This is a genomic window from Streptomyces macrolidinus (assembly GCF_023887685.1).
GTDB classification, from domain to species: Bacteria; Actinomycetota; Actinomycetes; order Streptomycetales; family Streptomycetaceae; genus Streptomyces; species Streptomyces macrolidinus.
Genome location: NZ_JAMWMR010000020.1, coordinates 39,198 through 53,450, shown reverse-complemented (window position 1 = coordinate 53,450; position 14,253 = coordinate 39,198). Strand labels below are relative to the sequence as shown.

The window sequence follows — 14,253 nt, the reverse complement described above, 5'->3', positions numbered from 1 at the left end:
GGCGAGCATGGAGGCGCAGACGGTGACGTTCGGGACGAGCTACGAGGACCGCGGCGAGTGGGCCGTGCTCCGGGTGGCGGGCGAACTGGACCTGCTCACCTCGCAGATGCTGCGCCGACGGGTGCACGACGCGGTGGCGGACGGGCGCCACCGGCTCGTCCTCGATCTGACCGAGGTCGTCTTCTGCGACTCCAGCGGCGTCGGCGTCCTGATCGCCACGCGGCGGCTGATCCGCTCCTGCCAGGGCCGGCTCCGGCTGATCCTGCCCGGACCCGGCGCCGCCGTCACTTCCTGGCCGGGCGGGACGGGCGGCGGGGGAGGGGCACATGTCGAACGGGTCCTGGCCACCCTCGGTGTGCGCCGCCTCTTCGACGTCCACCCGGATGTCGCCTCGGCCACCGCTTCGTCGACTGCTTCGGCCACCGTCTCGGCGACCGACGAGGGGCCGGATCCGCAGCCGGCCGTGGCGCGGGCCGGGGGCTCGGGAGCAGATCACCGGGAACGTCACGGACTGTGACAATTCAGGGGTGTTGAGTGGTGATGCAGGGTTGTGTCCTATGCGTGACTTGTCACGGGCTGGAGTCGGCCGGGGGCTCCGGTACCTTGTGTGGGATGCGAGCGGTTTCGAGTCGGATCCACCCCGGTGCGGCCTCTGTGGCGGTGCCGGGTGGCGCGCTGCGCGCCGCTCGCGGGGCAGGGCGGCCCTCCGCACCTGTCTGTTCGACTAGCCGTGGCAAGCGTCGCACAGTATGCCGCACGCGTACTCCTTCGCGCTGGAATATGCCCGAAGCGCTTGTTGGGGTGACTGTACGTCAACCATGCTGTCGTGCAAGGGAATCACGGTGCGTGACCTTGGTTCCCGCCATGCAGACGATGACCACGATCGTGGCGCTTGTGAGGCGCGAGGCGATGTGTCCGCCGGTTCGGATGGTGTGAGCGGTGCAGGTGCTTCAAGTGCAACTGGAGGTCCGGCCCGACCCCGCGGAGGTGGGGCGGGCCCGGAAGTGGGCCAGGTCGCGGCTCGCCGGTTCCGGGATAGGGGCGGACGAGCCGCTCGCCGAGACGCTGGTGCTGCTCGTCTCCGAACTCGTCACCAACGCCGTCGTGCACACGGGCTGTCCCGCTGTGCTGCGACTGCTGCTCACGGGCGTTCGGGACGATCCCTCGGGCGCCCCGGCCGGTACGGTCCGGCTCGAAGTGTCGGACGCCAGCGCCTGTCCGCCGGTTCCCCGCTGCGCCGAGGGTGACGAGACGGGCGGCCGGGGGCTGGAACTGGTCGACGGTCTCGCCGATCGCTGGGGCTGGGACCCGGAGGGCGTCGGCAAGCGCATCTGGTGCGAGGTCGACCGCTGCGGCGCGCAGGTCGCGGGCGGGGTGGCGGTGTGCGGGACGGCCCAGGTGTCGCCGTTGCCGGAGTTCGCGTACGGCGCGGTCTGACGCGGGAGTGCTCCGGCGTTCCGGGGACGGGTGCATGCGCGTGGGCATGCGGCCCACGGGCTCCGCTTCCCTGAGATGATCCGCCGCCGAGTGCGCCGGTTCGTGCTTCCGTGCGCGCTGCCGCCATCGCGGCATATAGGGATGAATCTCCTGTGCGGCGTTGACGCGACGTATCCATATGATCACTCTGGAGGTCGGCGATTCGCCGCGAGGGGACGCCGAGGGGTGGGTGACGGGAACCCTCGGCGAGTGCGGATCGTGATCGGCGTCGGCTCCTTACAGGGGCGGACGGTCTCTGGGGGGAGGTCGTCCGTGGGGCAGTACGGGTACGCCGAGCCGGGTGGCGGCGCGCGATGCCGTGTTCGGGGAGGCGGGGGAGACCTTCCGCTCGGGCGCGGATCGGAGGGGGTGGCGCGCCGCCCGCCGGTGTCAGGGGCGGGCCCCCGCTTCTCCACAGGCTGTGGACAGCCCTCCGCGACTCTCGGCAACTCACCAGCGTCGGCGCATAGTTGTCCACAGGCCCGGACGGGCCATGGGCCGGTGTCAGACCCCTCCCCTATTGTCACGGCATGACCTACCGCGATGTGGCATCCCGACAGGTGCTGACCTGGGCTGTGGTGGCCGTCGGCGCCCGGATGCCGGTCGCCATGGCCCCGCTCGCCCTGGTCTTCCTCGCCCGTGACCGCCCCGGTGGCTACACCCTGGGCGCGACCCTCGCCGCCGTGTACGTGATCGGTGAGATCCTCGGCGCCCCGCTCCTCGGTATGCGACTGCGCCCCGACCCCGCCCGCCCCCATCTGGTCGCGGGCCTCGCGGCCGGAGCCGTCGGGTTCGCGGGCCTGGGCGCGTTCCCGACCGCGCATCCGGTGGTCCTCGCCGCGTTCGCGTTCCTGGCCGGTGGCGCGCCGGCCGCCGCGCCCGGCGGTCTGCGCGCGCTGCTCACCGCGCTCGTCCCGCAGCGGGCCGTCGCCCAGGCCCTGTCCGCCGAGTCGATGCTGATGTCCGGCATATGGGCCGTCTCCCCGGCCGCCGTCACCGGCCTCGCGCTCGGTGTGGCACCCCGGGTGCCGCTGCTGCTGGCGGCTGCCCTGATGGCCGCGTCCGTGCCGGGCCTGTGGCTGCTGCCGCCCGGCTGGGACACGGACTCCACCGAGGGCGAGGGCATGTCGACGCTGCGGCTGCTCGCCCGCGCATGGCCCGTGTATGTGACGGGCGCGGCCAGCCTGGCCCTGCTCTCCCTGGCCGAACTCGTCCTGCCCGCCCTGCTGGAGCAGCGCGGCGTGGCCGTCGGCTGGGCGGGCCCGCTGCTGACCGGGCTCTCCGTGGGCTCGGCGGTGGGCGCCTTCGTCTACGGGCTGCGCTCGTGGCCGGGCGGACTGGCCGCGCGGAGCGTGGTGCTGATGTGCGGCCTGTCGGCCTGTGTGACGCTGGCCGCGCTGATACCGGGCACGGCCTGGATCGCCGTCTTCCTCGTCGTCGCGGGGGTGTTGCAGGCGGGCGCGATGGTCACCCGCAATCTGTCGCTGCGGGAGGTGGTCCCGGCCGGTGCCCTGGCGGCGGGCTACTCGGTGATGTACGCGGCGGTGGGCGTCGGCTACGCGGCCACGGGCTCCCTCGCGGGCGCCCTGCTCCACTTCGTCGCGCCGTCGACGGCGATCCTGGCCGGTGTCGCCCTCACCCTGGCGCTCACGCTGGTGGGCGCCCTGGGCGAACGCGTACGGCGCCCGGCCTCATCCCCCGTCGGCGGAGGGGACGGCGTCGCCGCTGGGGACACGGGCGCCGACGCGGGCACCCGCGCGCACGTCGCCGACGCGGAACGTACGCCGGTACGCGGTGGGGGTGACCCCGAGCGCTCCTTGTAGGTGCTGGCGCATCGACTGGGCCGTGCCGAAGCCGGCGTCCCGCGCCACCTGGTCGACCGACAGATCGGTGGACTCCAGCAGATGGCGGGCCCGTTCGATGCGCTGCTGGGTCAGCCACTGGCCGGGGCTGACGCCGACCTCCTCGCGGAAGCGCCGGGTGAAGGTGCGTACGGACATGGACTCCTGCTCCGCCATGTCGCGCAGTCGGATCGGCTCGTGGAGGCGGCCGAGCGCCCAGGCACGGGCGGCGGTCGTGGTCGCCCTCCGCGGCTCGGGCAGCGGGCGCTGGATGTACTGCGCCTGGCCGCCGTCGCGATGCGGCGGGACCACGGTGCGGCGGGCCACCTCGTTGGCGACGCCGGTGCCGTGGTCGCGGCGCACGATGTGCAGGCACAGATCGATACCGGACGCGACCCCGGCGGAGGTCAGGACGTCGCCGTCGTCGACGAACAGCACGTCCGCGTCGACCCTGACCCTCGGGAAGAGCCGCTGGAAGTGCTCGGCCGAGGCCCAGTGCGTCGTCGCCGGGCGGCCGTCGAGGTGACCGGCCGCGGCCAGGACGTACCCACCGGTGCAGATGGCAACGAGCCGGGTGCCGGGCCGGATGCGGGCGAGGGCGGCGGCCAACTCGTCGGTGAGCACGCCCTGTTCGTACACCGGGCCCAGTTCGTACGAGGCCGGTACGACCACGGTGTCGGCGGTGGCCAGGGCCTCGGGGCCGTTCTCGACGAGGATGCCGTAGTCGGCGTCGGTCCGCACCGGGCCCGGCGGCCGGATCGTGCAGGTGACGACCTCGTACAGGCGCCGCCCCCGGCTGTCCTTGGCGAGCCGGAAGATCCGCTGCGGTATGCCCAGTTCGAAGGGCAGCAGCCCGTCGAGAGCGAGGACGACGACCCGGTGGCGGCGGAACCCTTCGACAACGGCCATGGCCCGATCCTAACGAATGCTGTCCTTCGGGCCACTCGAACGAGGGGCGCCGAAGACCGGATGCTCTACGGCGTGACCCAGACAACCGCTACCACGACCACAGCCGAGCAGACGGGGCCCGGCCGCCCGAGCGCGCGTATCCACCGTGCCTGGTTCGTCGCCGCCGTCACCTTCGTGACGATCATCGGAGCGGCCGCCTTCCGCTCGCTGCCGAGCCTGTTGATCGACCCGCTGCACCAGGAGTTCCACTGGTCGCGCGGCACGGTCGGCGCGGCCGTGTCGATCAACCTCGCGCTCTACGGGGTGACCGCGCCCTTCGCCGCCGCGCTGATGGACCGCTTCGGTATCCGCAAGGTCGTCGCCGTGGCGCTCGCGGCCATCGCGCTCGGCTCGGGCGTGACCGTCTGGATGACCGCGGCCTGGCAACTCCTGTTGTGCTGGGGCCTGTTGGTGGGCGTCGGGTCGGGCTCGATGGCGCTGGCCTTCGCGGCGACGGTCACCAACCGCTGGTTCACCGAGCGGCGCGGCCTGGTGAGCGGCATCCTCACCGCCGCCTCGGCCTCCGGGCAGTTGATCTTCCTCCCCCTGCTGTCCTGGATGGTCGAGCACCACAGTTGGCGCCCGGCCGCCGTGACGGTGTCCCTCGCCGCCTTCGCCGTCATCCCCTTCGTCTGGCTGCTGCTGCGCGACCACCCGGCCGACGTGGGCCTGAAGCCGTACGGCGCACGGGAGTTCGTACCGAAGCCGGAACCGGTGACCGGCGCCGCCCGCCGCGCCGTCACCGTGCTCCTCTCGGCGGTGCGCACGGGCCCGTTCTGGCTGCTGGCCGGCACCTTCGCGATCTGCGGCGCCTCCACCAACGGCCTGATCCAGACGCACTTCGTCCCGGCGGCCCACGACCACGGCATGCCGGTCACGGCCGCGGCCTCGCTCCTCGCGGTCGTCGGCGTCTTCGACGTGGTGGGCACGATCGCCTCGGGCTGGTTCACCGACCGCTTCGAACCGCGCCGTCTGCTCGCCGTGTACTACGCCCTGCGCGGCATCTCGCTCCTCTTCCTGCCCATGCTGCTGGCCCCCGCCGTCCACCCGCCGATGATCTTCTTCATCGTCTTCTACGGTCTGGACTGGGTCGCCACCGTGCCGCCCACCCTGGCGCTGTGCCGCGAACAGTACGGCGAGGACAGCGCGATCGTCTTCGGCTGGGTGCTCGCCTCGCACCAGGTCGGCGCGGCCCTGGTCGCCTTCCTCGGTGGCGTCGCGCGGGACGCGTTCGGCTCGTACGACGTGGTCTGGTACGCGTCGGGCGCGCTGTGCGCGGCGGCGGCCCTGATGGCGTTGGTGATCCGCAGGGTCCGTAGCTGAGAGACCTGACGGGCCGTCAGGCACAAGGGGTGCGGCTGAACTCCCGTACAGCGCAAGGGGTTACGCTGCCCGGATGGCGTGGAGGGGGAACCGGCCGGTGGCCGGACGCATCGATGCGGGTCCGGCGAGGGCGGACTGGGCGGCGGCCGTCAGGGCGTTCGCGGTGCAGCTTCCGGTGATCGGTCTGATCTCGATGGTCGACGCGGCGACCCAGGCAGACGACGACGTCGGCTACGGCGGCACCCTCGGCCTGCTCTACCTGCTGCCCGTCCTGATGCTGATCGTGCCGCTGCTCGGCCTGCTGCACGCGGCCGTGCACACCATGCCCGCCGCCGCGCTCGCCCACCTCGTGTTCCGGCGCGCCCGCGGACCCCGCTGGGCCTGGCATCTGCTGTGCGCCGCGGTGGTCGCGCTGGTCTGGGCGGGGGTGGCCGCGCTGCTCCTGGGCTGGTCGTTCACCACGGTGAGCGGATGGCTCACGGGACTGGTGGTCCTGCCCGTCCTCTGGATCGCGTACGAACGCAGCCGTGCGGAGGCGGTGGGGCGGGCGCCGGGGTGGTGGGGCGCCTGGCTCCGCGCGGCGTTCGCTTCCTGCCTGCTGTGCGGGGCGGTCGGCGCGGGCGCCCTGCTGGGCACACGGGTCTGAGCGGGAACGCCGCGCCGCCCGCCCCAGCGCGCGCCCCCGTCAGCGCGCCGCCCGACCGCGTTCCGCGCGCCCCCGCGCCGCCCGCCTCCGTTCCGCGCGCCGTGCCACCGTCCTCGCGATCTTCTGTGCGTCCAGGGCGAGTTCACGGAGCATGCCGCTGATCGGGTTGGTGAACCCGGTGAAGTACAGGTCCGGGGCGTTCCGCGGGGATCGGCCGCCGTGGACGACCGGCCTGCCGCGGCAGTCGAGGACGTCGAGGTGACCCACGAGCCCTTCCAGGGCGCGCTGGTATCCGGTTGCGGCGATCACGACCTCGGATTCGATCCGGTTGCCGTCGGCGAGGACGACCGTGCCGTTCTCGAAGCGCTCGACGGCCGCCACGACCTCGACCTTCCCCTTGCGCACGGCCTTGACGAGGCCGACGTCCTGCACGGGGATCGCGCCTTCGGTGACGCGGGAGTAGAGCCCGGTGGCGGGCCGGGGCAGCCCGTGCGCCGACAGGTCCGGCACGCTGATCCTGGCCAGCGGCCCGGCCAGCGGCCCGGCCAGCGGCCCGGCCAGCGCGTCGACCAGCCGCACCGGCAGCCGCCGGACGAGGATCCCGGTGAACTGCGCGGCCCAGCCCAGGGTGGACCGGCGCAGGATGTGGGGCGCCGTACGCACCGAGAGCCGCACCCGCGCGGCCCCGCCCTCCACCAGGTCGACGGCGATCTCGGCGCCCGTGTTGCCGACGCCGACGACGAGGACGTCGCGCCCGGCGTAGGGCCGCGCGTCGCGGTACTCGCGGGCGTGCAGGAACACACCGGAGTACGTGTCGCGGCCGGGCCACGCGGGCACGCGCGGCGTGTGGTTGAAGCCGGTGGCGACGACGACCGCGCTGCCGGTCAGTTCCCGGCCGCCGCTGGCGCGCAGCAGCCAGCCGGTGTTGTCCGGGGCGGGCTCGACGCGCGAGACCTCGACGCCGGTGACGATCTCCAGCCGGTGGTGTTCGGCGTACTTCTCGAGGTAGCGCACCACGTTGTCGCGGGCCACCCACCGCCCGAACGACCGCGGTATCGGCAGTCCGGGCAGGGCGGAGAGACGGCGCGTGGTGTGCAGGCGCAGCCGGTCGTAGTGGCGCCGCCAGGACGCCCCGACGCGGTCGGACTTCTCCAGGACGACGGCCCGTACGCCTCGCGCGCGCAGTGCGTACGCCGCGGCGAGCCCGCCCGGACCGCCGCCTATGACATAGACCGGCCGGTCCTCGTGGGACGGCACCGAGGAGCGCGGCGAAGCAACTGTCGAGTCGGCCATGAGTGGGAGCGTAGCCATGAAGGCGGTTGATGGGTCTCGGTCAAGATCGGAATGAGTTGCGAATCGATCACGCCTGCAAGAACTTGACCGCATCTGAAGCAACTTGAAGGGAACAGATCGCTATCCGACGCACGCGCGCGCCGCAGGCCCTTGATTGAATGGCCCGATGGCCGGCCTACACGATGACACCCGTCCCCACACCTTCCCGGAGCTGCACGGCCACGGCCTGCGGCTGACCTCGTGGGACCCTGACTCGGACGCCCATGTGGAGGACTGGTTCCGGGGGTTGACGGACCCCGACTTCGTACGGTGGAACACGCCACTCATCCCCGTCGAGACCAGGGACGACGCACGGAAGTCGCTGCGGGCCAAGGCGGCTCAGGCGGCCAAGGGCGTCGATCTGACGTTCCGGGTCACGGACGCGGCCGACGGCACGGCCCTGGGCGTGGTCAGCCTCAGCGCCATCGACCATGTCTTCCGGACCGCCCGGGTCGGCTACTGGGTGCTGCCCGAGGCCCGCGGCCGGGGCGTCGCCACCCGTTCCCTGGTCGTCGCCGCCCGCTGGGGCCTGACCGAACTGGGCCTGTACCGCCTGGATCTGGGCCATGCGATCGGCCACGACGCCTCCTGCCGCATCGCCGAGCGGTGCGGCTTCCGGTACGAGGGCACGCTGCGCGGTGCGATGCCTGCGCCGGGCAGCCCCGAGCCGTTCAAGGACGCGCATCTGCACGGACGGATCGCGAGCGACCCCGAGCCCGCGGCGCCGTGATCGTACAGCGGGCGTGATCGTACGACGGGCGTGGTCGTACGACGCGCGTGATCGCGGACGTGATCGCGGACGTGATCGCGGACGTGATCGCGGACGTAATCCGCGTGCGGACGGCGCTCGGTCACGGGATCGTGGACGCATGGCTTCCGACGCGTACGACTGGCGGATCACCACCGACCTGGCGGAGTTCCTCGGCCGGGCCGGTGCCTTCCTGCGGTCCAGACCCGCCCTGCACACCGTCCAGTTGACGGTCGCCGACAAGCTGCGGACGCACGGGCCGGCCGCGTTCGGACCGCAACCGCCGTACTTCGGCTGGCTCGCGGACGAGGACGGCACCGTCCGGGCCACGGTCCTGCACACACCGCCGTACCAGCTCAACCTCACCGCGGTCGGCGCCGGAGCCGCCGAGGCGCTGGCGGTGCGGCTCGCCCGGGACGGGCAGGTGATCCCGTCGGTCGGGGGACCGGCCGAGACGGTCGCCACCTTCGCCACGGCCTGGGAACGCCGCACCAAAAGCCCCGCCGCGCTGGAGCGGCGCAACCGCCTCTACCGGCTCGGCACCCTCACCCCGCCGACGCCCACGCCGCCCGGCCGCGCCCGGATCGCCACGGCCGAGGACCGCGCCCTGGTCGCGCGGTGGTACGTCCGGTTCCACACGGACATCGGCGAAGCCGGGCGGCAGGACGCGGACCGCTGGGCCGACAGCCGTATCGCCCACGGCGGGGTCACGCTCTGGGAGACACCGGACGGCACGCCCGTCGCCATGGCGGGCGCCATGCCCGAAGTCGCCGGACAGGTCCGCGTGGCCCCCGTCTACACCCCCGCCCCACTGCGCGGCCGTGGCTACGCGGGCGCCGCCACCGCGGCGGTCACCCAGGCCGCGCTCGACTCCGGCGCCGCGGAGGTCCTGCTCTTCACCGACCTCGCGAACCCCACGAGCAACGGCCTGTACCAGCGGCTCGGTTACCGGGCGGTGGCGGACTTCGCGGTGTACGGATTCCCGGCGTAGGCGCTGGTCGAGCCAGGCCGGGTCAGGGAAGGCCAGGCCGGGTCAGGGCCACAGAAGGTCCCTGGCCCATCCGCCGTCCGTACGGCGGTAGACGAGCCGTACGTGGCGGCGCTCCGCGTCCCCCTGGAAGAACTCCACCTCCACGGGCCGCAGGCGGTAGAGCGTCCAGGACGGGACCGGGGCGTCCGGCTCCCGCCGCGCCCGCTCCCAGGCCGCCGCCGACGCCGACGCCAACTCCTCGGTGGAGCCGAGCACTTCGCTCTGGTGCCCGGTCAGCGCCGCCGCCAGCGCGCCGGTCGAGCGGGCCCGCAGATCCGCTCGCGCCTGAGCCGCCGACGCGGGCGCGACCGGGCCGCGCAGCCGGATCTGGCGGCCCTGCGCGGACCAGTAGAAGCCGAGCGCGGCATACGGACGGGCCGCGAGCTGCCCGCCCTTGCGACTTCCGGCGTGCGACGCGAACGCCCAGCCGTCCGCGTCCGCGCCGTGCAGCATCACGATCCGCACGTCCGGTGTGCCGTCCGCGTCCGCGGTCGCCAGCGACATCGTGTGCGGCTCGTGCTGGCCCGCGGCCACCGCCTGCGCGAACCACTCCGTGAACAGCTCCAGCGGCTCCGCGGGCGCCGACGACGGGTCGAAGCACGGCAGTCGGGTGGTCTCCGGCGCCCACACCCGCAGCGACCCGAGCAGTTCATGAAGATTCGTGGCCATGCCCCGAGTATCACCGACTATCACCGACATGAGCAGCGGGCGGTGGCCCACCGAAGTGGACCACCGCCCGCATGACAGAACAGAGGTCTGCGCAGCCGACCGGACGGGCGCACCCGAGGGCGCGCGGCGGTCGCTCACCGCATCGCGTACTACTTCGTCGGCTTCCTCCCCGTCACGCCCAGGTGCACCAACAGCGCCAGATTCGGCTTGAGTTCGGCCTGCTTGACCCCGAAGCCCTTCTGGTGCGAGGCCACCGAGGCGAGCATCGCCACCAGCGAACCGGCCACGGCGGCCGGGCTCACGTCCTTGTCGACCCGGCCCTTGGACTGGAGCTGGGCGATCGAGTCGGCGAGGGGGTTGTTCACGGAGTTCAGTATCTTCATGCGCAGCTTGTGGAAGCGCTTGTCGCCCTCGGCCGCGCCCAGGTCGACGACGCGCAGGATGGCGTCGTTGCGGCGCCAGAAGTCCAGGAAGCCGTCCACGAGTTCCTGCGCGGTCTGCCAGCCGGCCTTGCCCGCCCACGAGCGGCCTTCGAGCAGTTCGCCGAGGCCCACGCCGTCCGCGGCCATGTGCTCCGCGATCTCCAGGACGGCGCCTTCGACGTCCGGGAAGTACTGGTAGAAGGTCGCGGGAGATGTCCCCGCCCGCCGGGCGACATCAATGACTTTGACGTCCCGGTACGGCGAGGAGCTGAGCATCTCGCTGAGGCAGTCGAGCAGCTTCTGCCGGGTCGCCTGCCCTCGCCGACCGGCCACGCGGCCGTCGACGGTGCGTACTTGTCCTGTCATGCCGTCAGCTTACCGAGGGGGGATCGGAGCGCGATTTGGCTGACTGCAAATGGGGAGTGCGGCGGCTCCGGGCCCCTGAGGAGGGAGTACGTCCGCGCGCGACCGGAGTGAAGCGCCGTTAGCTTGGGTGGTATGGCCGAAACTCCGCCATCGCCGCGCACCCCGGAGGGCGCTGCCTTCCCCGAGGGCGTCCCCTGCTGGATCGATGTCCAGTTGCCCGACGTCGAGGCGGGCCGGAGGTTCTACGGTGAGCTCTTCGGGTGGACCTTCGAGCCGGCGCACGGCTCCTCCGTGTGGGCGCGCCTCGACGGCCGGGTGGTGGCCGCGCTGGTGCCCAAGCGGGACGGGCGGATGCCCACGGTCTGGACGGTGTACTTCGCCGCGCCCGACGTCGCCGCCCTCGCCGGGCGGATCCGGGAGGGCGGCGGCCAGGTCGTCATCCCGCCCACCCCCGTGGACACCCTCGGCACCGCGGCCCTGGCCGCCGACCCCGAGGGCGCGGTCTTCGGGCTCTGGCAGGCGGGCACCCACGCGGGCTTCGGCAAGCGGCACGAACCCGGCTCCTTCACCTGGGCCGAGCTGTACGCGCGGGACACCGCCGCCGTGAACACCTTCTACACACGCCTCTTCCACGACGCCCTCTTCGGACCCGGCGCCGCCCCCGACTTCGGGCGCGCACCGCTCCAGGACGTCTTCCCCGCCGAGATGCCGCCCCACTTCCTCGTCCACTTCGGTGTCGGCGACGGCGCGGCGACGCTCGCCGCGGTGAGCCGGCTGGGCGGCCGGGTCCAGGTGCCGCCGTTCGAGACCTCGTACGGAAGGGTGGCGGTCGTCACGGACGACCAGGGGGCGTCCTTCGCGTTGCTCCAGCGCTAGGCAGGCAACGCCCGCCTGCCCCCTGGAACACCCTTGCCCCCTACCTGAAAGCCCCCCTCGCGTGGTTTTGTCCTGAGACACCCCTGTCCGCCCCCGGGTTCGCAACCCGTGGCCTGGACAGGAAGAATCAGGGTGCGTGCCGCCATGGCGGTGCGGTGGTGAGACGCTGCACGGGGTCGCGTACTCAAGACGGACGACGCGACCCGTACGGGGAGGTGGCAGGCAAGTGGTGGATCAGCTGACGCAGCACGATCCGCGGCGCATCGGGCCGTTCGAGGTGCTGGGCCGGCTGGGTGCCGGCGGCATGGGGCTGGTCTATCTCGCGCGCTCGGCGTCCGGCCGACGCGTGGCGATCAAGACGGTGCGTACGGAACTCGCCGAGGACCAGTTGTTCCGGGTGCGCTTCACGCGCGAGGTCGAGGCCGCGCGGGCGGTCTCCGGCTTCTACACGGCGGCCGTGGTCGACGCCGACCCGCGCGCGGCCGTGCCCTGGCTCGCCACCGCCTATGTGCCCGCGCCCTCCCTCGAGGAGATAGTGACCGAGTGCGGGCCGCTGCCGGCCCAGGCGGTGCGCTGGCTGGCCGCGGGCGTGGCCGAGGCGCTGCAGTCCATCCATGGGGCGGGCCTCGTCCACCGGGACCTGAAGCCCTCCAACGTCCTCGTCGTCGAGGACGGCCCCCGGGTGATCGACTTCGGTATCGCCTCCGGGGTCTCGAACACCCGTCTGACACTGACGAACGTCGCCGTCGGTACGCCCGCCTATATGTCCCCCGAGCAGGCGAAGGACTCGCGCAGCGTGACCGGCGCGAGCGATGTCTTCTCGCTCGGCTCGATGCTCGTCTTCGCGGCGACGGGACATCCGCCCTTCCACGGCGCCAACCCCGTCGAGACCGTCTTCATGCTGCTGCGCGAGGGCCCGGACCTGACGGGCCTGCCGGACGAACTGCGTCCGCTCATCGACTCCTGTATGCAGATGGAGGCACCCGCCCGCCCGAACCCGGCCGACCTCCAGGCCCAGCTCGCGCCCCATCTCTTCGGCTCGGGCTCCGACGACAGCGGTACGGCGTCGGCGTGGCTGCCCGAGAAGGCCGTCGGCCTGATCGAGGCGCGCCGTGGCGGACGCCCGCCGCGCCGGTCGGCCCCCACGCACCACCGCGGCCCCGACCCGCGGCCTGTCCCGGCCCCGCCGTCGCAGGCCCCCGTGCCCGTGCCGGTCGGTGCGCCCGACTCCGGGCCGGTGCGGCTCGCGGGCGCGTCCGTGCCGATCGGCCCCGGGCCGCGCGTCGCCGACGCCCGTGCCGCCGCGGTGAAGGCGCCGCCCCCGGAGGCGGGCCTGGTCGCGTCCTGGTCCCGGCCGACCGGCGGCATGGGCGGCGCCGCGCCCGCCGCGCCCGCCGTGCCCGCTCCGGCCACGCCCCCGGAGGCGGCGCCCAGCGGCTGGCGCCCCTGGCGGTTCCGGATGTCGAACGACGTCTGGGGCACGCCCGCGGTCGACGGCGATCTGGTCTACGTGACGTCCTTCGAGGTGCACGCGCTGGATGTGGCGACGGGCCGCCGTCGCTTCAAGACGCGGGACGTGGCCTGGTCGATGGCGGTCGCGGACGGCCGTGTCCACGCCTCCGACGGGCCGATGCTGTTCGCCCTGGACGCCTGTGAGGGCAGGGACCTGTGGCGGCTGTCCACGGACGGCTGGGTGTACGTGCTCCGGGCCGACCGCGGCACGGTCGTCACCGGGACCCGCGGCGGCGGCATCCAGGCCTGGGAGGCCTCGAACGGCCAGAAGCTGTGGGAGGTCACCGGGGCGCAGACGGACTTCGAGACGCCCGAGGCGGGCCCGGTGGTCCAGGACGGCACGGTGTACGTGTGGAAGGACGCCCGGCTGCGGGCGCTCGAAGCGCGTACGGGCGAGGAGCGCTGGTCCTACCCGATCGGCGACGCGGCCTCCTGCGGCGGCGTTCCCGTACGACTGACGCAGGCACCCGACGGCTATGTCTACGTCTCGGCGGGCACCCGGGTCCTGGCCATCGAGGTGGCGAGCGGCATGGTGCGCTGGCACTTCGAGGCCCCGGCGGTGTTCCTGTGCCCGCCGACCTTCGTCCCGGGCCCGGCGGTGACCGGCGGCGGCGTCTACCTCGCCGACTACCTCGGCACGGTCTACGCCCTGGACGCGACGGACGGCCGCGACCGCTGGCGCATCGCCACGGAGGCGCGGGCCGCGGTCGAGCCGGTACTGGTGGCCGGGGGCCAGGTCCATGTCGGCAGCGGCAAGGGCCTGTACACCCTGGACGCGGTCACCGGCACGCCCAAGTGGCGCTTCCAGGTGGGCGGCGACATCGTGGGTTCCCCGGTGGTGGCGGAGGGCCGCATCCACTTCGGCTCCACGGACCACCTGCTGTACACGCTGAAGGCCGACGACGGCCGCCTGCGCTGGAAGCTGGCCACGGGCGGCGAGATCACCGGCGCACCGGTGGTACGGGACGGCGTGGTCTACGCCTGCAGCAAGGACCGCTGCGTGTACGCCCTGGACGCGGAGAAGGGCACGGGCACGGCCCGGACGGCCTGAAGCGGACGCCCAC

At 73.2% G+C, this 14,253-nt stretch carries 12 protein-coding genes and 1 pseudogene; 9 read left to right on the top strand and 4 right to left on the bottom strand.

Going from position 1 to position 14,253, the window contains the following annotated elements; translation table 11 throughout:
* The first annotated feature begins 7 nt into the window (after window positions 1-7).
* The 3 genes and pseudogenes from NGF19_RS21165 to NGF19_RS21155 form a co-directional block, all read left to right on the top strand.
* On the top strand, window positions 8-517 hold the full coding sequence (locus NGF19_RS21165; protein ID WP_372505707.1) for an STAS domain-containing protein: 510 nt from the start codon (window positions 8-10) through the stop codon (window positions 515-517).
* A gap of 422 nt (window positions 518-939) precedes the next feature.
* Window positions 940-1,437 carry an ATP-binding protein gene (locus tag NGF19_RS21160; RefSeq protein ID WP_252426639.1) on the top strand — a complete coding sequence of 166 codons (498 nt, stop codon included), beginning with the start codon at window positions 940-942 and terminating at the stop codon, window positions 1,435-1,437.
* 569 nt (window positions 1,438-2,006) lie between these two features.
* A pseudogene (locus tag NGF19_RS21155) lies at window positions 2,007-3,260 on the top strand (MFS transporter); the annotation flags it as partial.
* Here NGF19_RS21155 and NGF19_RS21150 read toward each other — a convergent pair.
* Window positions 3,168-4,226, bottom strand: coding sequence for a GlxA family transcriptional regulator (locus NGF19_RS21150; RefSeq protein WP_252426638.1), 1,059 nt, complete (start codon window positions 4,224-4,226; stop codon window positions 3,168-3,170). The pseudogene NGF19_RS21155 and the gene NGF19_RS21150 sit on opposite strands and share 93 nt — an antisense overlap.
* 60 nt (window positions 4,227-4,286) lie before the next feature.
* Here NGF19_RS21150 and NGF19_RS21145 point away from each other — a divergent pair, with 60 nt between their 5' ends.
* Together NGF19_RS21145 and NGF19_RS21140 are read left to right on the top strand one after the other, a co-directional pair.
* Window positions 4,287-5,588: an MFS transporter gene (locus NGF19_RS21145; protein WP_252426637.1), complete on the top strand. Its 1,302-nt coding sequence runs from the start codon at window positions 4,287-4,289 to the stop codon at window positions 5,586-5,588.
* Window positions 5,589-5,661: 73 nt separating this feature from the next.
* Window positions 5,662-6,234, top strand: a complete 573-nt coding sequence (locus NGF19_RS21140; protein ID WP_252426636.1) for a hypothetical protein — start codon at window positions 5,662-5,664, stop codon at window positions 6,232-6,234.
* 39 nt (window positions 6,235-6,273) lie between these two features.
* On the opposite strand, the gene NGF19_RS21135 is transcribed toward NGF19_RS21140, so the two are convergent.
* Window positions 6,274-7,527 carry a flavin-containing monooxygenase gene (locus tag NGF19_RS21135; protein WP_252426635.1) on the bottom strand — a complete coding sequence of 418 codons (1,254 nt, stop codon included), beginning with the start codon at window positions 7,525-7,527 and terminating at the stop codon, window positions 6,274-6,276.
* A gap of 166 nt (window positions 7,528-7,693) precedes the next feature.
* On the opposite strand from NGF19_RS21135, the gene NGF19_RS21130 reads away from it, so the two are divergent.
* Window positions 7,694-8,296: a GNAT family N-acetyltransferase gene (locus tag NGF19_RS21130; RefSeq protein ID WP_252426634.1), complete on the top strand. Its 603-nt coding sequence runs from the start codon at window positions 7,694-7,696 to the stop codon at window positions 8,294-8,296.
* A gap of 139 nt (window positions 8,297-8,435) precedes the next feature.
* A complete protein-coding gene (locus tag NGF19_RS21125) occupies window positions 8,436-9,305 on the top strand; it encodes a GNAT family N-acetyltransferase (RefSeq protein ID WP_252426633.1) in 870 nt (289 codons plus the stop codon).
* Between the two features lie 42 nt (window positions 9,306-9,347).
* Here the strand turns inward: NGF19_RS21125 and NGF19_RS21120 are convergent, their stop codons facing one another.
* Window positions 9,348-10,013, bottom strand: coding sequence for a pyridoxine/pyridoxamine 5'-phosphate oxidase (locus tag NGF19_RS21120; RefSeq protein ID WP_252426632.1), 666 nt, complete (start codon window positions 10,011-10,013; stop codon window positions 9,348-9,350).
* Between the two features lie 149 nt (window positions 10,014-10,162).
* Entirely contained in the window at window positions 10,163-10,801 is a 639-nt protein-coding gene (locus tag NGF19_RS21115; RefSeq protein ID WP_252426630.1) for a TetR/AcrR family transcriptional regulator, read from the bottom strand.
* Window positions 10,802-10,933: 132 nt separating this feature from the next.
* Here NGF19_RS21115 and kbpA point away from each other — a divergent pair, with 132 nt between their 5' ends.
* Both kbpA and NGF19_RS21105 read left to right on the top strand, forming a co-directional pair.
* Window positions 10,934-11,677: an AfsK-binding protein KbpA gene (kbpA, locus tag NGF19_RS21110; RefSeq protein WP_252426629.1), complete on the top strand. Its 744-nt coding sequence runs from the start codon at window positions 10,934-10,936 to the stop codon at window positions 11,675-11,677.
* A gap of 226 nt (window positions 11,678-11,903) precedes the next feature.
* Entirely contained in the window at window positions 11,904-14,240 is a 2,337-nt protein-coding gene (locus NGF19_RS21105) for a serine/threonine-protein kinase (protein WP_252426628.1), read from the top strand.
* The last annotated feature ends 13 nt before the right edge of the window (window positions 14,241-14,253 follow it).